At 72.1% G+C, this 25,767-nt stretch carries 26 protein-coding genes; 22 read left to right on the forward strand and 4 right to left on the reverse strand.

The window, feature by feature from the left end; all coding sequences use genetic code 11:
- Nucleotides 1-133 precede the first annotated feature (133 nt).
- The 14 genes from QFZ58_RS28425 to QFZ58_RS28490 all read left to right on the forward strand — a co-directional run bounded on the left by QFZ58_RS28425 (nucleotide 134) and on the right by QFZ58_RS28490 (nucleotide 15,716).
- The gene (locus QFZ58_RS28425; protein WP_307127744.1) at nucleotides 134-1,804 is read left to right on the forward strand and encodes a CTP synthase; all 1,671 of its coding nucleotides are present in this window, start codon (nucleotides 134-136) and stop codon (nucleotides 1,802-1,804) included.
- A gap of 80 nt (nucleotides 1,805-1,884) precedes the next feature.
- The gene (locus tag QFZ58_RS28430) at nucleotides 1,885-2,511 is read left to right on the forward strand and encodes an NUDIX hydrolase (protein WP_307127745.1); all 627 of its coding nucleotides are present in this window, start codon (nucleotides 1,885-1,887) and stop codon (nucleotides 2,509-2,511) included.
- A 301-nt stretch (nucleotides 2,512-2,812) separates the two neighbouring features.
- Nucleotides 2,813-4,885 carry a tetratricopeptide repeat protein gene (locus QFZ58_RS28435; protein WP_307127746.1) on the forward strand — a complete coding sequence of 691 codons (2,073 nt, stop codon included), beginning with the start codon at nucleotides 2,813-2,815 and terminating at the stop codon, nucleotides 4,883-4,885.
- Between the two features lie 143 nt (nucleotides 4,886-5,028).
- The gene (gene ald, locus QFZ58_RS28440) at nucleotides 5,029-6,144 is read left to right on the forward strand and encodes an alanine dehydrogenase (RefSeq protein ID WP_307129023.1); all 1,116 of its coding nucleotides are present in this window, start codon (nucleotides 5,029-5,031) and stop codon (nucleotides 6,142-6,144) included.
- 358 nt (nucleotides 6,145-6,502) lie between these two features.
- Nucleotides 6,503-7,621: a ParA family protein gene (locus QFZ58_RS28445; RefSeq protein ID WP_307127747.1), complete on the forward strand. Its 1,119-nt coding sequence runs from the start codon at nucleotides 6,503-6,505 to the stop codon at nucleotides 7,619-7,621.
- On the forward strand, nucleotides 7,618-8,199 hold the full coding sequence (locus tag QFZ58_RS28450; protein WP_307129024.1) for a hypothetical protein: 582 nt from the start codon (nucleotides 7,618-7,620) through the stop codon (nucleotides 8,197-8,199). Before QFZ58_RS28445 ends, QFZ58_RS28450 begins: the two co-directional genes overlap by 4 nt.
- A gap of 106 nt (nucleotides 8,200-8,305) precedes the next feature.
- On the forward strand, nucleotides 8,306-9,430 hold the full coding sequence (locus QFZ58_RS28455; RefSeq protein ID WP_307127748.1) for a ScpA family protein: 1,125 nt from the start codon (nucleotides 8,306-8,308) through the stop codon (nucleotides 9,428-9,430).
- Nucleotides 9,427-10,077, forward strand: coding sequence for an SMC-Scp complex subunit ScpB (scpB, locus tag QFZ58_RS28460; RefSeq protein WP_307127749.1), 651 nt, complete (start codon nucleotides 9,427-9,429; stop codon nucleotides 10,075-10,077). The genes QFZ58_RS28455 and scpB overlap by 4 nt, the downstream gene beginning before the upstream one ends.
- The gene (locus tag QFZ58_RS28465; protein WP_307127750.1) at nucleotides 10,077-11,342 is read left to right on the forward strand and encodes a pseudouridine synthase; all 1,266 of its coding nucleotides are present in this window, start codon (nucleotides 10,077-10,079) and stop codon (nucleotides 11,340-11,342) included. Before scpB ends, QFZ58_RS28465 begins: the two co-directional genes overlap by 1 nt.
- A 126-nt stretch (nucleotides 11,343-11,468) precedes the next feature.
- Nucleotides 11,469-12,122: a nicotinamide riboside transporter PnuC gene (gene pnuC, locus QFZ58_RS28470; protein ID WP_307127751.1), complete on the forward strand. Its 654-nt coding sequence runs from the start codon at nucleotides 11,469-11,471 to the stop codon at nucleotides 12,120-12,122.
- On the forward strand, nucleotides 12,119-13,198 hold the full coding sequence (locus QFZ58_RS28475; protein ID WP_307127752.1) for an AAA family ATPase: 1,080 nt from the start codon (nucleotides 12,119-12,121) through the stop codon (nucleotides 13,196-13,198). Before pnuC ends, QFZ58_RS28475 begins: the two co-directional genes overlap by 4 nt.
- A complete protein-coding gene (locus tag QFZ58_RS28480) occupies nucleotides 13,195-13,938 on the forward strand; it encodes an NUDIX domain-containing protein (protein WP_307127753.1) in 744 nt (247 codons plus the stop codon). Before QFZ58_RS28475 ends, QFZ58_RS28480 begins: the two co-directional genes overlap by 4 nt.
- Nucleotides 13,935-14,957, forward strand: a complete 1,023-nt coding sequence (locus QFZ58_RS28485) for an ADP-ribosylglycohydrolase family protein (protein ID WP_307127754.1) — start codon at nucleotides 13,935-13,937, stop codon at nucleotides 14,955-14,957. The genes QFZ58_RS28480 and QFZ58_RS28485 overlap by 4 nt, the downstream gene beginning before the upstream one ends.
- A 111-nt stretch (nucleotides 14,958-15,068) precedes the next feature.
- Complete coding sequence (locus QFZ58_RS28490; RefSeq protein ID WP_373428602.1) at nucleotides 15,069-15,716, forward strand: 1,4-alpha-glucan branching protein; 648 nt, start codon at nucleotides 15,069-15,071, stop codon at nucleotides 15,714-15,716.
- A gap of 33 nt (nucleotides 15,717-15,749) precedes the next feature.
- Here QFZ58_RS28490 and QFZ58_RS28495 read toward each other — a convergent pair whose 3' ends face one another.
- On the reverse strand, nucleotides 15,750-16,445 hold the full coding sequence (locus QFZ58_RS28495; protein WP_307127755.1) for a DNA polymerase beta superfamily protein: 696 nt from the start codon (nucleotides 16,443-16,445) through the stop codon (nucleotides 15,750-15,752).
- 43 nt (nucleotides 16,446-16,488) lie between these two features.
- A complete protein-coding gene (locus tag QFZ58_RS28500; protein ID WP_307127756.1) occupies nucleotides 16,489-16,896 on the reverse strand; it encodes a Rieske (2Fe-2S) protein in 408 nt (135 codons plus the stop codon).
- A gap of 131 nt (nucleotides 16,897-17,027) precedes the next feature.
- Between QFZ58_RS28500 and QFZ58_RS28505 the strand changes: the two genes are divergently transcribed.
- The 7 genes from QFZ58_RS28505 to der all read left to right on the forward strand — a co-directional run bounded on the left by QFZ58_RS28505 (nucleotide 17,028) and on the right by der (nucleotide 22,555).
- Nucleotides 17,028-17,390: a DUF1304 domain-containing protein gene (locus QFZ58_RS28505; RefSeq protein ID WP_307127757.1), complete on the forward strand. Its 363-nt coding sequence runs from the start codon at nucleotides 17,028-17,030 to the stop codon at nucleotides 17,388-17,390.
- 4 nt (nucleotides 17,391-17,394) lie between these two features.
- On the forward strand, nucleotides 17,395-18,024 hold the full coding sequence (locus QFZ58_RS28510) for a TetR/AcrR family transcriptional regulator (protein WP_307127758.1): 630 nt from the start codon (nucleotides 17,395-17,397) through the stop codon (nucleotides 18,022-18,024).
- Between the two features lie 35 nt (nucleotides 18,025-18,059).
- On the forward strand, nucleotides 18,060-18,422 hold the full coding sequence (gene aroH / locus QFZ58_RS28515; protein ID WP_307127759.1) for a chorismate mutase: 363 nt from the start codon (nucleotides 18,060-18,062) through the stop codon (nucleotides 18,420-18,422).
- Nucleotides 18,419-19,504, forward strand: coding sequence for a prephenate dehydrogenase (locus QFZ58_RS28520; RefSeq protein ID WP_307127760.1), 1,086 nt, complete (start codon nucleotides 18,419-18,421; stop codon nucleotides 19,502-19,504). The genes aroH and QFZ58_RS28520 overlap by 4 nt, the downstream gene beginning before the upstream one ends.
- Nucleotides 19,505-19,647: 143 nt before the next feature.
- Nucleotides 19,648-20,364, forward strand: a complete 717-nt coding sequence (cmk, locus tag QFZ58_RS28525; protein WP_307127761.1) for a (d)CMP kinase — start codon at nucleotides 19,648-19,650, stop codon at nucleotides 20,362-20,364.
- On the forward strand, nucleotides 20,361-21,029 hold the full coding sequence (locus QFZ58_RS28530; RefSeq protein ID WP_307127762.1) for a 1-acyl-sn-glycerol-3-phosphate acyltransferase: 669 nt from the start codon (nucleotides 20,361-20,363) through the stop codon (nucleotides 21,027-21,029). The genes cmk and QFZ58_RS28530 overlap by 4 nt, the downstream gene beginning before the upstream one ends.
- 56 nt (nucleotides 21,030-21,085) lie before the next feature.
- The gene (gene der, locus QFZ58_RS28535) at nucleotides 21,086-22,555 is read left to right on the forward strand and encodes a ribosome biogenesis GTPase Der (protein ID WP_307127763.1); all 1,470 of its coding nucleotides are present in this window, start codon (nucleotides 21,086-21,088) and stop codon (nucleotides 22,553-22,555) included.
- A 71-nt stretch (nucleotides 22,556-22,626) separates the two neighbouring features.
- Here der and QFZ58_RS28540 read toward each other — a convergent pair whose 3' ends face one another.
- Nucleotides 22,627-22,932: a hypothetical protein gene (locus tag QFZ58_RS28540; protein WP_307127764.1), complete on the reverse strand. Its 306-nt coding sequence runs from the start codon at nucleotides 22,930-22,932 to the stop codon at nucleotides 22,627-22,629.
- Nucleotides 22,933-23,069: 137 nt separating this feature from the next.
- Nucleotides 23,070-23,852 (reverse strand): hypothetical protein, encoded by a 783-nt coding sequence (locus tag QFZ58_RS28545; protein ID WP_307127765.1) that lies wholly within the window; start codon nucleotides 23,850-23,852, stop codon nucleotides 23,070-23,072.
- Nucleotides 23,853-24,149: 297 nt separating this feature from the next.
- Between QFZ58_RS28545 and QFZ58_RS28550 the strand changes: the two genes are divergently transcribed.
- On the forward strand, nucleotides 24,150-25,433 hold the full coding sequence (locus tag QFZ58_RS28550; RefSeq protein ID WP_307127766.1) for a glycosyltransferase family 4 protein: 1,284 nt from the start codon (nucleotides 24,150-24,152) through the stop codon (nucleotides 25,431-25,433).
- The last annotated feature ends 334 nt before the right edge of the window (nucleotides 25,434-25,767 follow it).

A 25,767-nucleotide genomic window follows, 5' to 3' on the forward strand; every position in this document is an offset into this window, starting at 1 on the left:
GGTAGCCCGTGGACCGGTGGTCGTCCCTGAGCGGACGAGGCCCCCGAACCGCAGCGACGGCGCCGGAAGGAAACCTCCGTACGGCACGCCGGCACGCACCTCACGATCGCGACCACGGGAGCCCCCTTTGGCTATGCAGCCCACATCCACGACGACCAAGCACATCTTCGTCACCGGGGGTGTCGCCTCCTCCCTCGGCAAGGGTCTGACTGCCTCCAGCCTGGGTGCCCTGCTCAAGGCACGTGGCCTCCGGGTCACCATGCAGAAGCTCGACCCCTATCTCAACGTCGACCCCGGCACGATGAATCCCTTCCAGCACGGTGAGGTGTTCGTCACCAACGACGGCGCCGAGACCGACCTGGACATCGGCCACTACGAGCGCTTCCTCGACGTCGATCTCGACGGCTCGGCCAACGTCACCACCGGCCAGGTCTACAACACGGTGATCGCCAAGGAGCGGCGCGGCGAGTACCTCGGCGACACCGTCCAGGTCATCCCGCACATCACCAACGAGATCAAGCACCGCATCCGCCGCATGGCCACCGACGACGTGGACGTCGTCATCACCGAGGTCGGCGGCACGGTCGGTGACATCGAGTCGCTCCCCTTCCTGGAGACCGTCCGCCAGGTCCGCCACGAGGTCGGCCGCGACAACGTCTTCGTCGTGCACATCTCGCTGCTGCCCTACATCGGCCCGTCCGGCGAGCTGAAGACCAAGCCCACCCAGCACTCGGTCGCCGCCCTGCGCAACATCGGCATCCAGCCGGACGCCATCGTGCTGCGTGCCGACCGTGACGTGCCGACCGCCATCAAGCGCAAGATCTCGCTGATGTGCGACGTCGACGAGGCCGCCGTGGTGGCCTGCGTGGACGCCAAGTCGATCTACGACATCCCCAAGGTCCTGCACACCGAGGGCCTCGACGCCTACGTCGTGCGCAAGCTCGACCTGTCCTTCCGGGACGTCGACTGGACCACCTGGGACGACCTCCTGGACCGCGTCCACAACCCCGACCACGAGGTCACCGTCGCGCTGGTCGGCAAGTACATCGACCTGCCCGACGCCTACCTCTCGGTCACCGAGGCTATCCGGGCCGGCGGCTTCGCGAACAAGGCGCGCGTCACGGTCAAGTGGGTCGCCTCCGACGACTGCAAGACCCCGGCGGGAGCCCAGAAGGCGCTCGGTGACGTCGACGCCGTCTGCATCCCCGGCGGATTCGGTGAGCGCGGCGTGATCGGCAAGGTCGGCGCCATCCAGTACGCCCGCGAGAACAAGGTGCCGCTGCTGGGCCTCTGCCTCGGCCTGCAGTGCATCGTGATCGAGGCCGCGCGCAACCTCGCCGGGATCCCCGACGCCAACTCCACCGAGTTCGACGCGGCCACGAGCCACCCCGTCATCTCCACGATGGAGGAGCAGCTCGCGTACGTCGAGGGCGCCGGCGACCTGGGCGGCACCATGCGGCTCGGCCTGTACCCGGCGAAGCTCGCCGAGGGCTCGCTCGTCCGTGAGGCCTACGACGACCAGCCGTACGTGGACGAGCGCCACCGCCACCGCTACGAGGTCAACAACTCCTACCGTGCGGAGCTCGAGAAGAAGGCCGGACTGGTCTTCTCCGGCACCTCCCCGGACAACAAGCTCGTCGAGTACGTCGAGTACCCGCGCGAGGTCCACCCCTACCTGGTCGCCACCCAGGCGCACCCGGAGCTCCGCTCCCGCCCGACCCGCCCGCACCCGCTCTTCGCCGGTCTGGTGAAGGCCGCCGTGGAGCGCCAGGTCGCGGCACGCGGAACGGGCACCGACGCGTAGGCGATACGGTTGGCCGGGGTACGGATCCTTCACCGGATGCGTGCCCCGGTTCTTCGTTTTCTGTTCGTGGGAGGACGTACATGGGTTTCCAGGACACCCCCGAGGAGTGGCAGGTCACCGCGACGGCGACCCCCTTCACCGGTAACAAGACCAGCGTCCGCACCGACGACGTGGTGATGCCCGACGGCAGCGTCCACAGCCGCGACTACCAGGTCCACCCCGGTTCCGTCGCCGTGCTCGCACTCGACGAGGACGGCCGTGTCCTCGTCCTGCGGCAGTACCGGCACCCGGTCCGGCACAGGCTGTGGGAGATCCCGGCCGGGCTCCTCGACGTCCCGGGCGAGAACCCGCTGCACGCCGCACAGCGCGAGCTGTACGAGGAGGCCCACGTCAAGGCCGAGGACTGGCGGGTGCTGACCGACGTCTACCCCACGCCCGGCGGCTGCGACGAGGCGGTGCGCATCTTCCTCGCCCGGGACCTCTCCGAGGCGGAGGGCGAGCGCTTCGAGGTCGCCGAGGAGGAGGCGGACATGGAGCTGGCGAGGGTGCCGCTGCAGGAGCTCGTGCGAGGCGTGCTCGCCGGGAACCTGCACAACAACTGCCTGGTGGTGGGCGCCCTTTCGCTCACCGCGGTGCTCGCGGGTGACGGGGTCGACTCGCTGCGCCCGGCCGAGGCGCCGTGGCCCGCCCGGCCGTTCGAGGCCTGACCGGCCTCGCTCCGCGGTACGTCCCCGTGGTCCCGGGGCCCGTCCTGCCGTCTGGGACGGTTCCGGGCCGTGGGACGGGCCGTGGGACGGGCCGGGCGGACGGAGAGCCGGCCCCCGTACGGAGCGTCCGGCCGGTCCCGCCCGTAGCCCGGCCGGTCGTCCGATCGTAAGAAACGCTCATCCGATCGAGGGATCCGTCCGCCGCGCTCCGCCGTGATCCTCGACACCACTGAACTACGCTCGAAAGGCCCCGACCGGAGTTCCGGCGGGCAACCGCGTGCAGTGAAGTGGAGCGTGGCTCGTGACCGATCAGGCGGTGGACACCAGCGGACCGGCCGAAGCGGCGGGACCGGCGGGGACCGAGGTACCGTCCGGCGCGACCCCACCCCGATTCTTCGGCCGCCAGAGAGAGTTGAGGGCCCTTCAGGCGGACATCGAACGCGCCGGCCTCGACACCCTGGCCGGCCGCAAGGCCGCACGCGCCCGCGTCCTGCTGATCGCCGGACGACCCGGATCCGGACGCACCGCCCTCGCCGACGAGCTCGCCCGCCGGCTCGCGGAACCGGGCGACTACCCCGACGGCGTGTACCGGCTCGGGCTCACCGAACCGGGCGGCGGACGCGTCCCCACCGAGCGCACCGCGCGCGGGCTCCTGGAGCAGCTCCCGGTCGCCGCCCCACCCGGCGCGGACGAGGACGAGCTCGCCGAAATGGTCCGCGACGCCTTCGCCTCACGCCGCGCGCTGATCCTCCTCGACGACGCCGTGGACGCCGAACAGGTCGATCCGCTGCTGCCCGGCAACCCGGACTGCCTGGTCGTCGCCACCTCCACCGGTCCGCTCACCGGGATCCCCGGCGTCCGTCCGTGCACCCTGGGCGGCATGGAGGCGGACGCCGCCGTCCAGCTGCTCGCCCGCACCATCGGCCAGGTCCGCATCACGGTCGATCCGCGGACCGCCGAGGCCCTGGCCGAGGAGTGCGGGGGACAGCCTGCCGCCCTGACGCTGATGGCCGGCTGGCTCGCGGCCCGCCCGGGCGCGTCGGTCGCCGACGCCGCCAAGCGTCTGCGCGAGCTTCCGGAGGACGCCGAACAGCCCACCGGCGCCCGCCCGCTCGCCCGCGCGTTCCGGCTGGTCCACGACACGCTGCCGCCGGCCGCCGCCCGGATACTGCGCCTGCTCGCGCTCGCGCCCGCCGGACTGGCCGACGCCCACACCGCCTCGGCGCTGGCCGGGTGTTCCGTGTCGGCCGCCCGGACGATGCTGGACGACTTCGTGGGGTACGGGCTGCTGCGGACGAACGGCGCCGTGCTGCCGCAGTACGAAGTGCCGGGCTGCCTCGTCCCGTTGCTGCGGGCCGTACTGGAGGAGCGCGAACGGCCGGCCGAGATCCAGCTCGCCCGGGCGAGGATGCTGGAGCGGACGGTGCGTCAGCTCCAGTCCTGCCGGGCCATCACCGACCCGGAGGGCTCCCCGGCCCGTCGCAGGCTGGCCGGGCTGCCGCGCTCGCTGCGCTTCCCGCACCCGGAGTCCGCGGCCGAGTGGCTGCGCATCCGCCAGCCCGCCCTGCTGGCCTCCGCCCGGCTCGCGGTCGGGGACGGCGAGCTGGACACGCTCGCCCGCCGGCTGGTGGCCGCGCTCGTCCGCGCCCTCGCCGCGCACCGCGGCACCGAGGACGCCGCACCCGAGCTGTACGGACTGCACGGCCTGGTCCTGGACGTGGCCGAGCGCCGCCACCTGCCTCGCGAGAAGGCCGCCGCCCTGCTCAACCTCGCCGACCTCGACGCCAGGACCGGCCGGACCCGGGAGGCGCTGGCCCGCTACCGCGCCGCCCTGGACGCCGGACGTGAGGCCGGCGACCTGTACGCGACCGGGCGCGCCATGGAATCCGTAGGCGGCGCCCACGCGGAGCTGGGCGACTTCGACCGGGCCGCCGACTGGTACGGGCGTGCGCTCGCCCAGCGGCTCGCACAGGGCGAGCGGGCCGACGAGGCACGGCTGTACGGGCGCCTGGGAGCCGTCCACGCCTACGCCGGACGGTACGGCGAGGCCCTGCGCAGCTGGCGGGCCGCCGCGGCCGGCCACCGCAGGCTCGGGGACCGCCCCGCCCAGGCGCGGGCGCTGAGCGAGGCCGCACGGGTGCAGGAGTACGCGGGCAGACCGCAGGAATCGCTGCACACCTGCCGCGAGGCGGTCGATCTGGCGCGCCGGGCTGGTGACGTACGGCTGCAGGCGGCTCTGGAGCTGAGGTTGGCGGACACGCTGGACCGGCTCGGCGACCCCGCGGCGGCCGGACTGCACAGGTCAGCGGCCGACAGATTGCTGGGCGACGAGGCCCCGGCCTACGAAATCCGTAGTGCTTCGACTGAAACTTAATGCTTTGTAAGGCTGGACAGCGCGAAGTCCTTCATTAATGATGGCTCTGCCGCACCTCCCTGCGGTGTCTCCCTTTATGCTTGGTTCATGTCGGTATCCACCGTTATGCCCGAGCTACCTCCGAGCCAAAGGCCGTGATCGACGTGAAGGTCGGCATCCCCCGCGAAGTCAAGAACAACGAGTTCCGGGTGGCGATCACCCCCGCCGGAGTGCATGAGCTCGTCCGCCACGGCCACCAGGTCTTCGTCGAGCAGCACGCCGGTGAGGGTTCGTCCATCCCGGACGAGGAGTACGTCGCCGCCGGCGCGCGGATCCTTCCCGCGGCCGACGAGGTCTGGGCCGCCGCCGACCTGCTGCTCAAGGTCAAGGAGCCGGTCGCCGAGGAGTACCACCGCCTCCGCAAGGGCCAGACGCTCTTCACCTACCTGCACCTCGCCGCCTCCCGCGAGTGCACGGACGCGCTGCTGGAGTCGGGCACGACCGCCATCGCGTACGAGACCGTCGAGACCGCGAACCGCGCGCTGCCGCTGCTCGCCCCGATGTCCGAGGTCGCCGGCCGCCTCGCCCCGCAGGTCGGCGCCTACCACCTGATGCGCTCGGTCGGCGGCCGCGGCGTGCTCCCCGGCGGGGTCCCCGGTACGGGCTCGGCCAGGGCCGTGGTCATCGGCGGCGGCGTCTCCGGCTGGAACGCGACGCAGATCGCCGTCGGGCTCGGCTTCCACGTCACGCTGCTCGACAGGGACATCAACAAGCTGCGCGAGGCCGACAAGATCTTCGGCACCCGGGTGCGGACGGTCGTCTCCAACGCGCTCGAACTGGAGAAGGCCGTCGTCGAGGCCGACCTCGTGGTGGGTGCCGTGCTGATTCCCGGTGCCAAGGCCCCGAAGCTCGTCACCAACGAGCTGGTCGCCAAGATGAAGCCGGGAAGTGTTCTTGTCGACATCGCGATCGACCAGGGCGGCTGCTTCGAGGACTCGCACCCGACCACCCACGCCGAGCCGACGTTCATGGTCCACAACTCGGTCTTCTACTGCGTCGCGAACATGCCGGGCGCGGTGCCGAACACCTCCACCTACGCGCTGACGAACGCGACCCTGCCCTACATCCTGGAGCTGGCGAACCGCGGCTGGGCCGAGGCCCTGCGCCGTGACGCCGCACTCGCCAAGGGCCTCAACACCCATGACGGCCAGGTGGTTTACCGCGAGGTGGCCGAGGCGCACGGGCTCGACCACGTCGAACTGAGCACGCTCCTGGGCTGAGCGGTCAACGCTTCCCGTCAACCTCGCGCGTCCGGCCGGACCTTGCTCAGCAAGGTCCGGCCGGACGTGTGCCGGGCCCTTGCCCGCGTCGCCGGAGACGTGGCTCTCCACCCGTTTTGCACCCCCGCGAAAGGTGCGCTCCGGTCACCCCGCACCCTTGACAGAGCGGTGCGCGATTGCCGACACATCGGGCCGGGTCCGGCGGATTGTGTTGCTGCGAACCGGTGACACGCCATAGAGTCGCCAATCGTCGGCATGGTGCCACGCTGACCTATCGATAAGTTTCCTGGTCGCATCCAAGGAGGTAAGACGACTTGTGAATGAGTCGACAATTACTCCCGGGGGTGGTCAACCAGGGATGCCTGCACGGGGTCTGAGCCCGATCGGGCTCGAAGCTGTCGGCTCCGTCGCTGTCCGCACCTTCGCCACCCACCAGCACATGACGACAGCCCCCCAGATGATGGACGGCCTACACGTGAACGCCATGGCCGGCAACGAAAGTGGCCGAGAGACCGCCCACTTCGCCGACTTCGCCGAGGTGCCCGAGGGGCACTTCTACGACCCCGACGCCGAGTACGAGCCCGATCCGGAGTACGCGGCCACCCTCGCGCCCGACGCCGCCCGCCAGCGCCGCGAGCGGATCGGCCCGACGGGCCGCCCGTTGCCGTACTTCCCGATCCCCGGGCCGCTGAACGAGCACGGCCCCGCGAAGATCATCGCGATGTGCAACCAGAAGGGCGGCGTCGGCAAGACCACGTCGACCATCAACCTGGGTGCGGCTCTCGCCGAATACGGACGGCGCGTCCTGCTCGTCGACTTCGATCCGCAGGGAGCCCTGTCGGTCGGCCTCGGCGTCAACCCGATGGAGCTCGACCTCACGGTCTACAACCTGCTCATGGAGCGGGGCATGGCGGCCGACGAGGTCCTGCTGAAGACCGCCGTGCCTAACATGGACCTGCTCCCGAGCAACATCGACCTCTCCGCCGCCGAGGTGCAGCTGGTGAGCGAGGTGGCCCGGGAGTCGACGCTGCAGCGCGCCCTCAAGCCGCTCATGGCCGACTACGACTACATCGTGATCGACTGTCAGCCCTCGCTCGGTCTGCTCACCGTGAACGCCCTGACGGCCGCGCACAAGGTGATAGTCCCGCTCGAATGCGAGTTCTTCGCGCTGCGCGGTGTGGCGCTGCTCACCGAGACCATCGAGAAGGTCCAGGAGCGGCTCAACCCGGAGCTGGAGCTCGACGGCATCCTCGCCACCATGTACGACTCCCGCACCGTCCACAGCCGTGAGGTGCTCGCGCGCGTCGTCGAGGCCTTCGACGAGCACGTCTACCACACCGTCATCGGCCGTACGGTGCGCTTCCCGGAGACCACGGTCGCCGGGGAGCCCATCACCACGTACGCGTCCAACTCGGTCGGTGCCGCCGCCTATCGCCAGCTCGCCAGGGAGGTGCTCGCCCGGTGTCACGCCGAGTGAGTCTGCCGGGGGCCGACGAGCTGTTCCGCACCACCGGGGGCATGGGCCTCCAGGCCTCGTCCCCGGCCGATCGGCGACGCAAGGCGAACGGTGAGGCGCGGGTGCCCCCGCCGGCCGGCCCGAGCGGCCCGGCGGCGGAGACGACCGGACGGGGCGAGGCTCCGGGCGGTGACGGCGGGACGACCGCCGCTCCGGCGCAGGAGGAGCACTCGGCGGCCGGTGACGGTGACAGCGGTTCGGGCTCCCGGGGCGACGGGGGCGGACGAGCCGCGGCGCCCCAGCCCCGTACCGAGCCGCAGGAAGCGGCCCCCACGGTCCAGCAGCAGCGCACACGCGGCGGCGGGCGGGGTGCGAACCGCAGGCCCAGTGGCCGCGAACGCCACGACGAGAAGATCACCGTCTACGTGTCGGCCGAGGAACTCATGGACCTCGAGCACGCGCGCCTCGTGCTGCGCGGCGAGCACGGTCTGGCCGTCGACCGCGGGCGCATCGTCCGTGAGGCGGTCGCCGTGGTGCTCGCCGACCTGGAGTCACGGGGCGACGCGAGCATCCTCGTACGGAGGCTGCGGGGCCGCTGACCGGCGCGGCGCCGGTAGCCTGCCCGGACGGGGCCGCCGACAGGGCGGCCCGTCCCGCTCCACCGGCCGCCGCCGGACTCCCCGCCACACCCCTGGACCTCCGCACATGCCGACTGCCGACGACCCGCTCCGCCCGGCCCGCCGCGCCCTCGGCCGCGGGCCCGTGACCCGGCCCGCGCCGGAGGCGTGGGATCCCGAGGCGGCCTCACCGGCCCCCGAGGCGGCTTCACCGGCTTCTGAGGCGGTTTCACCGGCTCCGAACGGTCCCGAGGCGGCCTCGCCGGCTCCGGAGGGCCCGCCAACGGCCTCAGGGCCCCCGGGGGGCCCTTCGGGGCCCAGGACGGCGCCTGAGGCCCAGGACGGCGTTCCGGGTGCGGGGAGCGTCCCTCAGGGCGCCGGCGAGGACACGGCCGGGGCCGCCGGCGACGGACGGTTCACCGTCCGGCTGGTCAATTTCGAGGGACCCTTCGACCTGCTCCTGCAGCTGATCTCCCGGCACAAGCTCGATGTGACGGAAGTCGCGCTCTCCAAGGTGACCGACGAGTTCATGGCCCACATCCGGGCCATGGGCCCGGACTGGGACCTCGACCAGACCACCGAGTTCCTCGTCGTCGCCGCCACCCTGCTCGACCTGAAGGCGGCCCGGCTGCTGCCCACCGCCGAGGTGGAGGACGAGGCGGACCTCGCCCTCCTGGAGGCGCGTGACCTGCTCTTCGCGCGGCTCCTGCAGTACCGCGCGTACAAGCGGATCGCGGAGATCTTTAGCGACCGGCTCGACGCGGAGTCCCGCCGCCACCCCCGCACCGTGGGGCTCGAGCCCCAGCACGCCGCGCTGCTGCCCGAGGTCGTCATCAGCATCGGCCCGGACGGCTTCGCGCGGCTGGCCGTGAAGGCGATGCAGCCGAAGCCCAAGCCGCAGGTGTACGTCGACCACATCCACGCGCCCCTGGTCAGCGTGCGCGAGCAGGCCGGGATCGTGGTGGCGCGGCTGCGCGCGGAGGGCGAGATGAGCTTCCGGGCGCTCACCGACGACGCGGCGGACACGCTCACCGTCGTCGCCCGGTTCCTGGCTCTGCTGGAGCTCTACCGGGAGAAGGCCGTCGCCCTCGACCAGGAGGAACCGCTCGGCGACCTCCTCGTGCGCTGGGCGGGCGGCGACGGGGTGCAGCCGCTCGTGACGGACGAGTTCGACCAAGAGGTTCGCGAGGCACGGGAGGACGTGGACGCATGAGTGCAGGGGACGACGGGCGCGGGGGCGGGGTGGCGGACCTCGCCCTCAAGCCCGCGCTGGAGGCGGTCCTCATGGTCGTCGACGAGCCGGCCACCGAGGAACACCTCGCCAAGGTGCTGGAGCGGCCCCGCAGGGCCGTCGCGGAGGCCCTGCGGGAGCTGGCCGGCGAATACACCGTCCAGCGCCGTGGATTCGATCTGCGGCTGGTCGCGGGGGGCTGGCGCTTCTACACGCGCCCGGAGTACGCGGTGGCGGTCGAGGGCTTCGTCCTGGACGGCCAGCACGCCCGGCTCACCCAGGCGGCACTGGAGACCCTCGCGGTGGTCGCCTACCGGCAGCCGGTGAGCCGGTCGAGGGTCTCGGCGGTGCGCGGAGTGAACTGCGACGGGGTGATGCGCACCCTCCTCCAGAGGGGTCTGGTCGAGGAGGCGGGCGCGGAACCCGAAACAGGTGCGATCCTGTACAGGACGACGAACTACTTTCTGGAGCGCATGGGCCTGCGAGGCCTGGACGAGCTCCCGGAGCTCGCGCCCTTCCTCCCGGAGGCGGACGCGATCGAGGCTGAGACGCTAGAGGGTGTGCCGTCGTTCGATCCGGACGCACCGGACACCCCGGAAACTCACGCAGACGACAAGACGGATTTTTGATGCGAAGCAGTGGCAGCAACAGCGGAAGCGGCAGCAGCGGCAGGAGCAGCGGCGGCGGTAGGAGTGGCGGCGCCGGCGGCAGGAGCAGCAGCGGCGGCGGTAGGAGTGGCAGCGGCGGCGGCAGGAGTGGCGGCGCCAGCAGGAGTGGCGGCGGCAGCGGCTCCTGGAGCGGCGGCGCAGGGGGCAGGAACAACAGCGGCAGCGGCCGGAGCAGTAACCCGAACCCCCGGGTCTCCGGCTCCGGACGCGACGACAAGCAGGAGGAGCAGCGCCCCCGCCGGCCCCGTCCCGAGGAGCGTCGCTACGACGTGGGCTCCGACAAGCCCGGCGGCGACGGCGGCCCCCGCAAGGGCCGCGGCTCGGCGGCACGCGGTGGGGCCAAGGGCGGCCCGAAGCCCGCACAGAACGTGAGCAAGGGCGGTCGGCGCCAGGGCGCCCCCGCCCGTCCGCGCGAGCTCGACGCCAAGATCGAGCAGCGCAACCGCGACCGGTACGCGGAGAAGCCCGAGATCCGTACGCCGAAGACGCACCCGGGCGCCGAGCAGGAGGGCGAGCGCCTGCAGAAGATCCTCGCCCGCGCCGGCATGGGTTCGCGCCGGGCGTGCGAGGAGCTGATCGAGCAGGCCCGGGTCGAGGTCAACGGGGAGATCGTCCTCGAGCAGGGCAAGCGCGTCGACCCGCAGAAGGACGAGATCAAGGTCGACGGCCTGACCGTCGCGACCCAGTCCCACCTGTTCTTCGCGCTGAACAAGCCGGCCGGTGTCGTCTCCACCATGGGGGACCCGGACGGCCGCCAGAACCTCGGTGACTACGTCAACAACCGCGAGACCCGCCTCTTCCACGTGGGCCGGCTCGACACCGAGACCGAGGGCATCATCCTGCTCACCAACCACGGCGAGCTGGCCCACCGTCTGACGCACCCCAAGTACGGCGTGAAGAAGACCTACCTGGCGGCCATCCAGGGTCCGCTCCCGCGTGACCTCGGCAAGCGGCTCAAGGACGGCATCCAGCTGGAGGACGGGTACGCCCGCGCCGACCACTTCCGGGTCGTCGAGAACACCGGCAAGAACTACCTGGTCGAGGTGACCCTCCACGAGGGTCGCAAGCACATCGTCCGCCGGATGCTGGCCGAGGCCGGCTACCCGGTCGAGCGGCTCGTGCGCACCTCCTTCGGCCCGATCCCGCTCGGTGACCAGAAGTCAGGCTGGCTGCGCCGCCTGACCAACACCGAGGTCGGCATGCTGATGCGCGAGGTCGGTCTGTAGGACCTGCAGGCACCGAACGGCCCGCGGCCGGTTCCTGGTTCGTTTTTCGAACAGGAACCGGCCGCAGGTCTTTTGCGGCCACCGTTTCTTCTTTATAGTCAGTGTGACCATAAAGAAGGAGGCGGCGTGACTCCCGCGGACATCCTCGATCCCCTGCAGCAGCCCCTGGTGACGGTTCTGGACACCCCGGTCAGCTGGACCGAGGTGCTCGGCTTCGGCAGCGGCGCACTCTGCGTCTGGCTCGTGGCCCGCCAGCACGTCGCCAACTGGCCGATCGGCATCGCCAACAACCTGTTCTTCGTCCTGCTCTTCGCCCAGTCCGGTCTGTACGCCGATGCCGGCCTCCAGATCGTCTTCATCACCCTCGCCGCTTACGGCTGGTGGACCTGGACCCACGGGGGTGGACCAGGTGCGTCCGTCCTGCCGGTGCGCACGACCACGCGCACCGAATGGGCCTGGCTGCTCGCGGCGGGGGTGGTGGGGACCCTCGCCCTCACGGTGCTGCTGTCCCGGGTCACGGACTCGACCGTGCCCTTCTGGGACGCGCTGACGACCTCTCTGTCCCTGACGGCGACGTACGGCCAGTGCCGCAAGCTCGTCGAGTCCTGGTGGCTGTGGATCGCCGCCGACGTGGTGTACATCCCGCTGTACGCGTACAAGGAGCTCTACCTCACCTCCCTGCTGTACGCCGGTTTCCTCACGCTCTGCCTCCTCGGGCTGCGCGCCTGGAGCCGGGACGTCACGGCCGGCCGTGACGCGGCCGAGCGGGTGCCCGCGTGAAGCGCCACGGGCACGGGCTGGTCCTCGGAAAGTTCTATCCGCCGCACGCCGGCCACCATCACCTCGTCCGCACCGCCCAGGACCGCTGCGAGCGCCTCACCGTCCTGGTCTGCGCCGCCTCCGTGGAGTCCGTCCCCCTGGCCGACCGGGTCGCCTGGATGCGGGAGGTGCACCCCGGAGTCCGGGTGGTGGGGGCCGTCGACGACACCCCCATGGACGTCACCGACCCCGCCGTCTGGGACGCGCACATGGCCGTGTTCACCGCGGCCGTCCCCGAGCGCGTCGACGCCGTCTTCACCTCGGAGTCGTACGGGGACGAACTGGCCCGCCGCTTCGGCGCGGAGTCCGTCCTCGTCGACCCGGAACGCACCGTCTTCCCCGTCTCCGGAACCGCCGTCCGGGCGGACCCGGCCGGTCGCTGGGACTTCCTGGAACCGCCCGTCCGGGCCGCGCTCACCCGCCGGGTCGTCGTCCTCGGCGCCGAATCCACCGGCACCACGACCCTCGCACGGGCGCTGGCCGAACACCTCCGCCGGCGCGGCGGTGTCTGGACGCGCACCCAGTACGTCGCCGAGTACGGGCGGGAGTTCAGCGAAGCAAAACTCGCCGCCCTGCGCGAGAAGTGGCCCGGCGCGCAGTGGGAGGACGTCACCTTCACCACCGAGGACTTCCCCCACATCGCCGAGACCCAGAACGCCCGGGAGGAGGCCGCCGCGAGGGTCGGCTCCCCGGTGCTCGTCTGCGACACCGACTCCTTCGCCACCACCGTCTGGCACGAGCGGTACATCGGAGGCCGCAACCCGCTCGTCGAGAGGACCGCCGACCGGATCACCCACCACCTCTGGCTGCTCACCGACCACGAGGGCGTCGCCTTCGAGGACGACGGACTGCGCGACGGCGAGGAGCTGCGGCCCTGGATGACGGACCGCTTCCGCGACGAACTCACCAGGACCGGGCGCACCTTCGTCGAGCTCAGCGGTCCCCACCGGGTCCGCCTGGCCGCCGCGGTCACCGCCGTGGACGAACTCCTCGCCAGGTCCTGGAACTTCGCGGCACCCCTCCCGGAGCGGCGATGAGTACCGTCCCCGAGGGCTACGACCCCCACGCCTTCACCCCCTTCGCCGTCACCGTCGACCTCGCCGTCTTCACCGTCCGCCAGGGCCGGCTCCACGTGCTGCTCGTGGAACGCGGCCGGCAGCCCTTCGAGGGCCACTGGGCCCTGCCCGGCGGCTTCGTGCTGCCCCGCGAGTCCGCGGAGGAGGCGGCCCGCCGGGAACTCGCCGAGGAGACCGGCCTCACGCAGAGATCCGTGTGCGCCTTCCACCTCGAACAACTGCGCACGTACACCGATCCGGACCGCGACCCCCGGATGCGGGTCGTGTCCGTCGCGTACGCCGCACTCGTCCCCGACCTGCCCGAACCGCGCGGCGGCGGGGACGCGGCACACGCGCGGTGGTGGGACACCGGCCGGGCCGGGCCGCTCGCCTTCGACCACGACCGCATCCTGGCCGACGCCCACGACCGGATCGGCGCCAGGCTCGAGTACTCCTGCCTGGCCACCGCGTTCTGTCCCGACGAGTTCACCCTCGGCGAGCTGCAGCAGGTCTACGAGACCGTCTGGGGCGTCACGCTCGACCGGCCCAACTTCAGGCGCAAGGTCCTCACCACACCCGGCTTCGTCCAGGCCGTGGAAGGACCGCCACGCCGCACCGGCGGACGCGGGAAACCGGCCGCCCTCTACCGGGCGGGTGCCGCTACCGCCCTGCACCCACCACTCCTGCGCCCGGAAGGACGCCCGAAAGGACGGACGACATGATCCCGACAAGGATGCTCACCAAACAGGCGGCCACGGGCGCGCTGACCGGGCTCGCGCTCGGCGACGCGCTGGGCTTCCCCACCGAGTTCGACAACGTGCCGTCCATCCTCGCCAAGTGCGGCCCCTGGCGGCAGATGCGGCTGCCGAAGCCCGCGTCCGTCTCCGACGACACCCAGATGACGCTCGCCCTGGCACGCGGCATCCGCACCGCCATGGACAGCGGGCTCCTCACTCCGCTGCGGCTGGCCCGTCCGGTGCGCGAGGAGTTCGTCGACTGGTACCACTCCCCGGACAACAACCGCGCCCCGGGCCGCACCTGCATGACGGCCTGCCGCCTGCTCGACAGCGACCGGCCCTGGCAGGAGGCCAGCCAGACGGGCTCCAAGGGCTGCGGCGCCAACATGCGGGTCGCCCCGGTCGGGCTCGTACCCGGCCTCAGCGAGGAGCAGCGCTCCGGAGCGGCCCAGCTCCAGGCCGCCCTCACCCACGGGCACCCCACCGCCCTGGCCGCCTCCGACCTGATGGCCCGCGCCGTGTACCTGCTGGCGCAGGGAGCCGAACCCATGGGCCTGGTGGGCCAGTTGCGCAGCTACGCCTACGAGAACAGCGACCGCTACCTCGAGCGCTGGCTCGGCGACCTGTGGCGGTACGCGGGTGACGCCTCGCCCGGGGCGTACATCCGGCGCGGCTGGGACGAGTGCCTGACGGCCCTCGCCAAGGTGCAGGACGCCCTGCGCGACCCCTCCCCGGAGACCGACCCCTGCGAGGCCACCGGCGACGGCTGGGTCGCCGAGGAGGCCCTCGCCACGGCCCTGCACTGCTTCCTGCTCTTCCCCGAGGAGCCGGTCACCGCCCTGCGCAGGGCAGCCTGCTCCCGGGGCGACTCCGACTCGCTGGGCTGCCTGACCGGAGCGCTGGCCGGCGCGCACCTGGGGGCGGGAGCATGGCCCAAGGAGTGGTCGGAGCGCATCGAGTACCGCAGCGACCTGCTGTCCCTGGCAGCCCTCTGGGACGCGTGAGAGCCGCCCGCCCGGGGCGGGCGGGACAGGGGACGGGCGGGAACCTGCCGAGGGCTCGGGGAGTTGACCGGACATGGCTGTCATCCACAGAACCACCCTGAACCGAGCAAGTTGCAGCTGCTGACCGCCTGGCTGCCCACCCGGTCCTGGTACACCGGTCCGGCCGGTGAGCCGGAGCTCGCCCGGGCCGGCGGCTTCCGGCTCGACGATCCGCAGGGTGAGGTGGGGATCGAGATCATGGTGGTCACGGACGCCTCGGGGGACCGGCCCGTCTCGTACCACGTACCGCTCACCTATCGCGGGGCACCGCTCGACGGAGCCGGCGAGGCGCTCATCGGCACGAGCGAGCACGGGGTGCTCGGGCGGCGCTGGGTGTACGACGGCGTCCACGACCCCGTGCTGGTCGCGCAGCTGCTCGCCCTGTTCCAGGGGCGTAGCGAGCCGCAGGGCCAGAGCCTGACCGGCACCCCCGACCCGACCGTCACCGTCCGGTCCACCGGAGCGGGCCCCTCGGCCGTGGTCACGTCCACGACCGTCCGGGACGGGAGGCACGGCACCGACATCGTGCTGAACACCGGGGCCGGGACGGGGGAGGCGGCGTCCGCCGTCGTCTCGGTGACGCGCGTCCTCGGGGCGGACGGGCCGGCCTCCCGCACCGAAGGGGCGACGGCCGGTGCGCAGGTCACCGCGGGATGGCGGCTCCCGGACGGAGGCGAGGCCCGCGGCCTGTTCTTCGCCCTGTTCGACGAGGCGTTGTAGGCGTCGTCCCACGCCCGCAGGGTGGTGGGCCCCTCAGCCCGCAGACGCGGACGCCCTCCGGGTCCGGACCAGGAAGTCCTCCACGCGGTCACGGTCCGGCTCCGGAGGGAGCGGGGAGCGGGTGGCCGCCTCGTCGCTCTCCTCGGCCAGGCGTGACATCCGCCGCTCCACCTCGGCCCACGGGACCTCCCCCCGCTTGACCGCGAGCAGCGGCTCCCGCGCATCGCCGACGCCGATCGTGAGCTCGCCCGTGCGCAGCAGGTCCCGGCAGCTCGTCAGGAGCCGCAGCAGATGCATGGCGTGCTTCCAGCGCGGAGCGCCGTGCACGCGGAGATCGGCCTCCAGCTTGCGGCGCTGGCTCACCGCGTAGCGCAGATACGTCGTGTGGGCGCGGCGGGAAAGGAAGGCTCCGCGCAGGCCGAGGAGCTCGCGGCCGGTGGCGTCGATCCGCTCCACGAGGGGGGAGTGCAGGCACTCCAGCACATTGGGGTCGGCGCGCAGAGCCAGCTCGCAGAAGCGTTCCAGCTCCCAGGAGAACTGCTCGTCCGCAGGGCCGTCGGCATGGGTCGGCGGTTTGGTGAAGCCCCAGAACAGCGGCGTCGGCGCGAGGAAGACCCCGCGCCGGTCCGTGTCGCTGTCCTCGGTGGCCAGCCCGAAGGCCCGGGAGCCGGTCACACAGGAGTAGACGGTGTGATCCCGCACGAGCCGTGTGCCGTCAGGGGTGATCATCCGCGCGAGCCTACGCGGGGCGGCGCGATCCGTGGAACGGATTTCAGGCCCGACGGATGCTGTCGCCCTCGACCGTGATCCGCTCGGCGGGCAGTGGGCGCGACGCCGGACCCGCCTCCACCGCTCCGTCGGTGATGCTGAACCGGCTGCCGTGGCACGCGCAGTCGATGGTGCCGTCGCCGACCGAGGAGACGATGCAGCCCGCATGGGTGCACACCGCGGAGAAGGCCTTGAACCGGCCGTCGGCCGGCTGGGTCACCACGATCCTCCGGTCCTTGAAGATCGTGCCGCCGCCGACCGGGACGTCGGAGGTCCTGGCCAGCTCCGCGCCGGCCGAGTCGGGCGCGGAGCTCTCGTCACCCCCGCCCCCGTCCGGCGAGCCGCAGCCGGTCGTCAGTGCCGCGGCTCCCGCGGCTCCCGCGGTCAGGACCGTCCTTCGTCGCGCGTGCATCGCTCTCCTCCGGTGGTGATCGCCCACAGGCATCGTGGCGCCGTCGGCCGCCCCGGCGAAGCAACCGCGCCCAGGGACGGCGTAGCACTACTTCCTGTACAGTTGTCCAGGAAATCCCGGGAGGCCATGTCATGCAGACCGCCGCACACGTGCTGGTCGCGCTCGTCGCAGTGATCCACGCCTACTTCCTGGTCCTGGAGATGTTCCTCTGGGACACCCCGCGCGGCCGCAGGGCGTTCTCCACCACCGAGGAGTTCTCGGCGCGGAGCGCCACGCTCGCCGCCAACCAGGGGCTCTACAACGGCTTCATGGCCGCCGGACTGGTCTGGGGCCTGATCGCGAGCGACCCGGTCGCCCACCAGGCGCAGGTCTTCTTCCTGAGCTGCCTGGTCATCGCCGGTGTGTACGGGGCGGCCACCGTCAGCCGCAAGATCCTGTACGTGCAGGCGGTGCCTGCCGTCCTGGCCCTCGTCCTGGTGCTGTCGGCGGGCTGAGCGGATGACACCCGCGACGACGGCCGGCAGCAGCGACCCGAGGACCGCACGCACCCGTGCCCGCCTCCGCGCGGCGCTGCTGGGGGCCTGCGAGGAGCAGCCGCTCGACCGGGTCGGCGTCGCGGGAGTGGTGCGCCGGGCGGGCGTGGGACGCGCCACCTTCTACCTGCACTACGACGACCTGCACGCCCTCGCCGTGGACGCCTGCGCCGGGGTCGTCCGGGAGGCGGTCGACGCCCTGCACGCCTGGGGCCCGGCGCCGCCCGGCCCGGACTCCCCGCCGGGGGAGCTCGTCGCCCTCCTCGGCGAGATCCACGGCCGTGCCGCGCTCTACCGGGGCCTGCTCGGACCCGGCGGCGGCCCCCTCGGGGAACTGCTGCACCGGGAGCTCCGGCTGCGCAGCGGTGACGAGCTACGACGGCGCAGGCCCGCCGGCAGCGCCCACGACCTGACCGCGAGCGCCGTGGCGGGACTGTTCACCGGGGTGCTCGCAGACTGGGTCCACGACCGGATCGACGCCTCGCCCGAGCAGCTCGCCGGGCGGATCTGGCGCATGCTCCTCGCCGTGCACGCCGCCGCGGTGTCTCACCCACAGGGCACGGTGACCACCGGCCCCCCTGCCCCTCTAGGCTGAACAGGCACGCAGAACGAGGAAACGAGGGGTATGACGTGGCGGTACGAGCGGTCCGTGGAGCCGTCCAGCTGGAGCGGGACGAGTCCGGGCACATGGACGAGCGGGTGGGGGCGCTGCTCACCGCCATCCTGGAGCGCAACGAGTTCGTCGCCGACGACCTGATCAGCGTCTGGTTCACGGCCACCCCCGACCTGCACAGCGACTTCCCGGCCGCCGCGGCGCGGAGCCTCGGCATCGTCGACGTACCGCTGATCTGCGCCCAGGAGCTGGACATCACCGGCGCCATGCCCCGGGTGGTCCGCATCCTGGCCCACGTCGAGACGCATCTCTCCAAGGCCGAGATCAGCCACGTCTACCTCGGCGCCACGGGCGCTCTCCGCAAGGACATCGCCCAGTGAGAACAGCTCTCGTCATCGGAACCGGCCTGGTCGGCACCTCGGCCGCCCTTGCTCTCGCCGGGCGCGGCGTCAAGGTCCACCTCGTCGACCGCGACCCGGCCTCGGCGCACACCGCGGCCGCGCTCGGCGCCGGTACGGACGAGGCGCCCGAGGGACCCGTCGACCTCGCCGTCATCGCCGTACCGCCCGCCCACACCGCCTCCGTGCTCGCCGGGGCCATGCGGGACGGCGCCGCCCGCGCCTACCTCGACGTGGCCAGCGTCAAGGGCGGTCCGCGCCGCGAGCTGGAGGCACTCGGCCTCGACCTCACGCCGTACATCGGCACGCACCCCATGGCCGGCAAGGAGCGCTCCGGCCCCCTGGCGGCGACCGGGGACCTCTTCGAGGGCCGCCCGTGGGTGCTCACCCCGACCGGGGGGACCGACACCGAGGTGCTCAACCTCGCCCTGGAACTGGTCGCCCTCTGCCGCGCCGTCCCGGTCGTCATGGACGCCGACGCCCACGACCGGGCCGTCGCCCTGGTCTCCCACACCCCGCAGCTGATCTCCTCGATGGTCGCCGCCCGGCTGGAGGAGGCCGACGAGACCGCGGTACGCCTCTGCGGCCAGGGGATCAGGGACGTCACCCGCATCGCGGCCTCCGACCCCCGGATGTGGGTGGAGATCCTCTCCGCCAACCCCGGCCCCGTCGCCGACGTGCTGGCCGGCGTCGCCGCCGACCTGGACGAGACGGTGAGGGCGCTGCGCGGCCTGCAGTCGGCCGACGAGGACGAGCGCCGTTCCGGCACCCGGGGCGTCGAGGACATCCTGCGCCGCGGCAACGCCGGCCGGGTCCGGGTGCCCGGCAAGCACGGGGCGGCCCCGGCGGCGTACGAGATCGTGGCCGTGCTCATCAGCGACCGGCCGGGCGAGCTGGCGGGGATCTTCGCCGACGCCGGGCGGGCCGGGGTCAACATCGAGGACGTCCGCATCGAGCACGCCACCGGTCAGCAGGCCGGCCTGGTGCAGCTGATGGTCGAGCCGAGCGCGGCGCCCGCGCTGAGCACGGCGCTCAAGGAGCGGGGCTGGTCCCTCCGCGCGTAGGCCGGTGTGCCCGGTCCCGCTCCTGTCCCGCCCGGCCCTGCCCGGTCCCGCCCGGGGCAGGGGTACAAAGGCGCTTCGCACACTCGGTAACCTTGGGGGAGGCCGTTCCCTGGCCCGCTCCGCCCACCCCGTGTACCAGGAAGGTGTCCACCACCGTGGAAACCGTTAGCGCCGCAGCCCGGACTGCCCCGGCCGCAGTGATCGTCGCCATCGACGGTCCCTCCGGCACCGGCAAGTCGAGCACCTCCAAGGCCGTCGCCGCCCAGCTCGGCCTGAGCTACCTGGACACCGGCGCGCAGTACCGGGCGATCACGTGGTGGATGCTGAACAACGGCATCGACGTGAGCGACGCCGCCGAGATCGCGACCGCCGCCGCCAAGCCGGTCATTCTCTCCGGCACGGACCCGGCGGCCCCGGCCATCACCGTCGACGGCGAGGACGTCTCCGGCCCGATCCGCACCCAGGAGGTCACCGCGGCCGTCAGCGCCGTCAGTGCCGTCCCCGAGGTGCGGACCCGGATCACCGAGCTGCAGCGCACCATCGCCGCGGAGGCCGGGCAGGGCATCGTCGTGGAGGGCCGGGACATCGGTACGACCGTGCTGCCCGACGCCGACATCAAGATCTTCCTGACCGCCTCGCCCGAGGCGCGCGCCGCCCGGCGCAGCGGTGAGGTCAAGGGTTCCGATCTCGCCGCCACCAGGGAGGCGCTGATCAAGCGGGACGCCGCCGACTCCGGCCGCAAGACCTCCCCGCTGGCCAAGGCCGCCGACGCGGTCGAGGTGGACACCACCGAGCTGACCCTCGCGCAGGTCATCGAGTGCGTCGTCACCCTCGTCGGGGAGAAGCGGGACGCGAAGTGACCGATGCCACCGCCGCGCCGACGCTGCGCGGAGCAGCCGTCGGGCGCGGTATCGGCATCGGGCTCATGTACGGCCTGTTCAGGCCCCGCGTACTCGGCGCCTGGCGGGTGCCCGCCGGCGGACCCGTCATACTCGCGGTGAACCACGCGCACAACATCGACGGGCCGATGCTGATGGGCACCGCGCCCCGGCCCGTCCACTTCCTGATCAAGAAGGAGGCGTTCGTCGGCCCCCTCGACCCGTTCCTGCGCGGAATCGGGCAGCTGAAGGTGGACCGCACGACCGTCGACCGCACCGCCATCACCCAGGCGCTCGGCGTGCTGGGGAACGGCGGGGCCCTCGGGATCTTCCCCGAGGGAACCAGGGGCGAGGGTGACTTCGCCTCGTTGCGCGCGGGGCTCGCGTACTTCGCGGTACGCGGCGGGGCGCCGATCGTCCCCGTGGCGGTCCTGGGAAGTACGGAGCGCCGCGGACGGTTGATACCGGCACTGCCTCCACTGCGCAGCCGGGTCGACGTCGTCTTCGGCGACGCCTTCCAGGCCGGTGACGGCAGCGGCCGGCGGACCAGGAAGGCGCTGGACGAGGCGACCCTCCGGATCCAGGGCGCGCTGACCGCGCACCTGGAGCACGCCAGGCGCCTCACCGGGCGCTCGGCCAAGACGTGAGTAGTGGGTCACCAGTTCGTGGCCCATCGATGATGATGCAAAGAGGAACGGACTTCATGAACGACCAGATTCACTCCGACGGCTCGGACCACGAGCACGGAGCACTTGGCGATGCCGAGTACGCGGAGTTCATGGAGCTCGCCGCGCAGGAGGGGTTCGACCCCGAGGACGTCGAGGGCGCGATCGGCGAGGCCGGCCACGGCCCGCTCCCCGTCCTCGCCGTCGTCGGCCGTCCGAACGTCGGCAAGTCGACCCTGGTGAACCGGATCATCGGCCGCCGCGAGGCCGTCGTGCAGGACAAGCCGGGCGTCACCCGTGACCGCGTCAGCTACGAGGCCGAGTGGGCCGGGCGCCGCTTCAAGGTCGTCGACACCGGCGGCTGGGAGCAGGACGTGCTGGGCCTCGACGCCTCCGTGGCCGCCCAGGCCGAGTACGCGATCGAGACGGCCGACGCGGTCGTCTTCGTGGTCGACGCGACCGTCGGCGCCACCGACACCGACGAGGCGGTCGTCAAGCTGCTGCGCCGGGCCGGCAAGCCCGTCGTCCTGTGCGCCAACAAGGTCGACGGACAGAGCGGCGAGGCCGACGCCACCGCACTCTGGTCGCTGGGCCTCGGAGAGCCGCACCCGGTCTCCTCGCTGCACGGCCGCGGCACCGGCGACATGCTGGACGCCGTCCTGGAGGCGCTGCCCGAGGCGCCGGCACAGACCTTCGGCACCGCGCTCGGCGGCCCGCGCCGCATCGCGCTCATCGGACGTCCCAACGTCGGCAAGTCCTCCCTGCTGAACAAGGTCGCCGGCGAGGACCGTGTCGTCGTCAACGCTCTGGCGGGCACCACCCGCGACCCGGTCGACGAGCTGATCCAGCTCGGCGGGACCACCTGGAAGTTCATCGACACGGCGGGCATCCGGCGCAAGGTCCACCTCCAGGAGGGCGCGGACTACTACGCCTCGCTGCGCACCGCGGCCGCCGTCGAGAAGGCGGAGGTCGCCGTCATCCTGATCGACTCCAGCGAGTCCATCAGCGTGCAGGACCAGCGCATCATCACGATGGCGGTGGAGGCCGGCCGAGCGATCGTCGTCGCCTTCAACAAGTGGGACACCCTCGACGAGGAGCGCCGTTACTACCTCGAGCGTGAGATCGAGACGGAGCTCGCGCAGATCTCCTGGGCCCCGCGCGTCAACGTCTCCGCCGTCACCGGCCGGCACATGGAGAAGCTGGTCCCGGCGATCGAGACCGCGATCGAGGGCTGGGAGACCCGTGTCCCCACCGGCCGGCTGAACGCCTTCCTCGGTGAGATCGTCGCCTCCCATCCGCACCCCGTGAGGGGCGGCAAGCAGCCCCGCATCCTCTTCGGCACCCAGGCGGGCACCAAGCCGCCGCGGTTCGTCCTCTTCGCGTCCGGCTTCCTGGAGCACGGCTACCGCCGCTTCGTCGAGCGCCGTCTGCGTGAGGAGTTCGGCTTCGAGGGCACCCCGCTCCACATCTCCGTCCGCGTGCGCGAGAAGCGCGGACGCAACAAGTAACGGCCACGGCTGACGACGAAGCCCCGGATCGCTCGCGAGAGGCGAGCGATCCGGGGCTTCGTCGTACGCGGTCAGGCGTCCGCGGACCCCGGGGGCAGCGCGGCGGGCCGGGTGCGCCCGGCATGCCGCCCCACCCGCTGCCAGGAACCGAGGTTGCCACCGTGCGCGCTCTGGCTTCCCTGGCTGTTCGCCGCCGTACGACCGCTCAGCGGGGCGCGGCTGCCGAACATCCCGATGCCGAACTTTCTGAAGCCGAGATTCTCCTCACCGCTCCGGTCCCCCGGAAGCGCCCGGAACGATCGCCGGTACTCCGAGTACAGGGCGTCGTAGATCGGGGTGGGGGACTTGCCGCCCGAAGGGTCCTGCGACGGACGCATGGCCGGGATCGGGGCGGGCTGCTGGTGAGAAGGGTCGTATGAGTGCACGTAGGTGCCAACGACCCCGCCGCCCGTCGGATGCGGGCCGGGCGGAGAAAACGCTGTTCGGCGGCTGCGGGACGGCGGCACGGACATGATCAGGTCCCGGCGAGTGGCATGGACGCGGCGACCAGGAGGCCGTTGACCGCGGCCTTGTCCAGGGCGTCGCGGAGCAGGTCCTCGCGCGGCTGCTGGCCGATGGAGCCGGCCGGGGCGGCGAAGACGAGCACGGTCTGTGACTTGTTCGCGGCGGCACGCCAGCCCTCGGTCACCTGGAGAGGCTGATGGGCCTGCCACCATGCGACCGGGTTGCCGCCGCCGGCGCCCGGCTGCAGTACGGCGTGCAGCTGGCCCATGGCCAGGAGAACCGACCAGCCCCGGAGCACGCCCGGCAGCCGGTGCAGGTCGGGCGTGGGCGCGAAGCCCTGCTCCAGCAGCAGCTGGAGGAACTGGTCGCCGTCGCGTCCGTCCGTGCCGGGCCGGGCGATCGGGCCGGTCGGTTCGACGACGAGGGCGGGGCGCAGATCGTCCTCGATCAGGACGAGGCCGCTGGTGATGCCGAGAACGGCCTGTTCGGGCATGAGGCCCTCCGGGTTCTGTGGCTCGCTGCCGGTGATGGATCGCACGGCGCCCTGCAGTTGGTCCTCCGCGATCTGGACGACCTGCGAAGGGATGCAGGTCGCGTGGGCGAAGGCCAGCACGGCGGTCTCCTCGCCCACGAACAGCACGGTGCTCGTCCGCTCCTGGTCGGAGTCGCCCGGGGTGCGGCAGGAGGTGCAGTCGTAACTGCCTGGGGCGCTGTCGCCGACGAGCAGCCGGTCGGCTTCGGCATCGCCGATCTCGGCGCGTACGTCCTCGCTGACGTCGAGCATGCGCGGCACGGGTGGCTCCTCGAACTCGGTGCGTGGGCCGGGCGGTTCCCGGCTCATGCAGAGACAACGGGCGACCGGGGGCCGGAGTCACGCGCGAATCGGCAGGAGAAGTCGCCGGGTCGGCAGACCGGCAGGTCGGCAGGTCGTGAAAGCGACACGGAGCTGGGCATTCCGTGGAGGAGTCCACAGGTCGGCCGCGCGTTCGAACTGTTACGGGACTGTGCGACTCGTGTGCGAACCCTGTGGGGCGAGGTGACGCCGCGTAGGGTCCATGGAGACCAGTCGAACAGGGGAAACGACTTCGCAATGCACATTTCATTTCTGCTCCACAACGCGTACGGCATCGGGGGAACGATCCGTACCACCTTCACCCTCGCGAGCACCTTGGCCGAGCAGCACGACGTGGAGGTCGTCTCCGTCTTCCGGCACCGTGACGCGCCCGTGCTGGGAGCGCCCGACGGGGTGCGGATGCGGTACCTCGTCGATCTGCGCAAGGAAAGCCCTCAGTACGACGGCGACGCGCCGGCCTACTCCGGGCCCGCCTCGGTGTTCCCCCGCGGCGACAGCAGGCACCGCCAGTACAGCCGGCTCACCGACACCCGCATCGCGGCCCATCTGAGCGCCCTGCAGGCGGACGTCGTCGTCGGTACCCGCCCGGGCCTCAACGTCCACATCAGCCGGCAGGCGCGGCGCGGCCCGGTGCGCGTCGGCCAGGAGCACCTCACGCTCCAGAGCCACAGCTACCGGCTCCGCCGGGAGATAAGCCACCGGTACGGGCTGCTCGACGCGGTCACGACCGTCACCGAGGCGGACGCGCGCGACTACCGCGACCGGCTGAGGCTGCCCGGCGTACGGATCGAGGCCATCCCGAACAGCGTGCCGGCACCCGCCGGGCCACCGGCCGACGGAGACGCCCGCTGGATCGTCGCGGCGGGGCGGCTGCACCGGGTCAAGCGGTACGACGTACTGATCCGGGCCTTCGCCGAGGTGGCGGCGGCCCGCCCCGAATGGGGACTGCGGATCTACGGCGCCGGCGACGCGAGCGGCAACGAGCAGAAGGCGCTGCGCGGGCTCGTCGACGGGCTCGGGCTCCGGGAGCGGGTGCTCCTGATGGGATCGGTCCACCCGATGGAGAAGGAGTGGCCCAAGGGCTCCATCGCCGCGGTCACCTCCGAGCGCGAGTCCTTCGGCATGACCATCGTGGAGGCCATGCGCTGCGGGGTGCCGGTCGTCGCCACCGACTGTCCGCACGGTCCGGCCGAGATCATCGACGACGGCACGGACGGCCGCCTCGTGCCGTTGGGGGACACAGGGGCCTTCACGGACGCCCTCCTCGCGCTGGTCGACGACGACGGGCTGCGGCACCGGATGGGGCGGGCCGCGCTGGCGTCCTCCGCCCGGTTCGACCCGGCACCGATCGCGGAGCGGCACGAGCGGCTCTTCGCCGAGCTGGCCGCGCGGGGTGCCCGGGGCCGCTCGCGGAGCGCGGTGCGCACGGTGCTGCACCGCTCCAGGGGCAGCGTGCTGGACGGTGCGTATGCGCTCCGTTACAAGGCCGCGGGTGTGCTCCGCAAGGGGAAAGGGCCGTGAGGGCGCGGGGGAGCCGGCGTATCCCTGGCCGTTCGCCCGGTCACAGGCCGCAGGCAGCCGGCGGGCCCCGGAGATGGGCGCCGTATATATAAGGCACGCATAAGGGTGAGTGAATTCCGGATGAAGTAACCGTTCACGCCCCCTCCCGCGACTCTTGGGAAAACTCGTACGGCCCGGGTATCCGTCCGTCGGGTAATTGGTTTCCGTGGCCGTCCGGCCCCATTGCGCGGACGGTCACCAATTCCGACTTCCCGGGAGCGGAACGAGCGTTCGGGTGAACGGGTTCCCGGTAAACACGCGTGGGGATCCTGTGACACAAGTGTGACCGTGGAGG

The organism is Streptomyces sp. B1I3 (assembly GCF_030816615.1).
Taxonomy (GTDB): domain Bacteria; phylum Actinomycetota; class Actinomycetes; order Streptomycetales; family Streptomycetaceae; genus Streptomyces.

Excerpts from the sequence above, each read along its gene's own strand:
- QFZ58_RS28510 (WP_307127758.1), top strand. The coding sequence starts at position 17,395 with ATGACACCCGCGACGACGGCCGGCAGCAGCGACCCGAGGACCGCACGC.
- QFZ58_RS28455 (WP_307127748.1), top strand. The coding sequence starts at position 8,306 with ATGCCGACTGCCGACGACCCGCTCCGCCCGGCCCGCCGCGCCCTCGGC.
- QFZ58_RS28540 (WP_307127764.1), bottom strand. The coding sequence starts at position 22,932 with ATGCGTCCGTCGCAGGACCCTTCGGGCGGCAAGTCCCCCACCCCGATC.
- QFZ58_RS28495 (WP_307127755.1), bottom strand. The coding sequence starts at position 16,445 with ATGATCACCCCTGACGGCACACGGCTCGTGCGGGATCACACCGTCTAC.
- QFZ58_RS28505 (WP_307127757.1), top strand. The coding sequence starts at position 17,028 with ATGCAGACCGCCGCACACGTGCTGGTCGCGCTCGTCGCAGTGATCCAC.
- QFZ58_RS28430 (WP_307127745.1), top strand. The coding sequence starts at position 1,885 with ATGGGTTTCCAGGACACCCCCGAGGAGTGGCAGGTCACCGCGACGGCG.
- QFZ58_RS28485 (WP_307127754.1), top strand. The coding sequence starts at position 13,935 with ATGATCCCGACAAGGATGCTCACCAAACAGGCGGCCACGGGCGCGCTG.
- QFZ58_RS28480 (WP_307127753.1), top strand. The coding sequence starts at position 13,195 with ATGAGTACCGTCCCCGAGGGCTACGACCCCCACGCCTTCACCCCCTTC.
- QFZ58_RS28425 (WP_307127744.1), top strand. The coding sequence starts at position 134 with ATGCAGCCCACATCCACGACGACCAAGCACATCTTCGTCACCGGGGGT.
- scpB (WP_307127749.1), top strand. The coding sequence starts at position 9,427 with ATGAGTGCAGGGGACGACGGGCGCGGGGGCGGGGTGGCGGACCTCGCC.
- QFZ58_RS28550 (WP_307127766.1), top strand. The coding sequence starts at position 24,150 with ATGCACATTTCATTTCTGCTCCACAACGCGTACGGCATCGGGGGAACG.
- QFZ58_RS28465 (WP_307127750.1), top strand. The coding sequence starts at position 10,077 with ATGCGAAGCAGTGGCAGCAACAGCGGAAGCGGCAGCAGCGGCAGGAGC.
- der (WP_307127763.1), top strand. The coding sequence starts at position 21,086 with ATGAACGACCAGATTCACTCCGACGGCTCGGACCACGAGCACGGAGCA.
- QFZ58_RS28445 (WP_307127747.1), top strand. The coding sequence starts at position 6,503 with ATGCCTGCACGGGGTCTGAGCCCGATCGGGCTCGAAGCTGTCGGCTCC.
- QFZ58_RS28500 (WP_307127756.1), bottom strand. The coding sequence starts at position 16,896 with ATGCACGCGCGACGAAGGACGGTCCTGACCGCGGGAGCCGCGGGAGCC.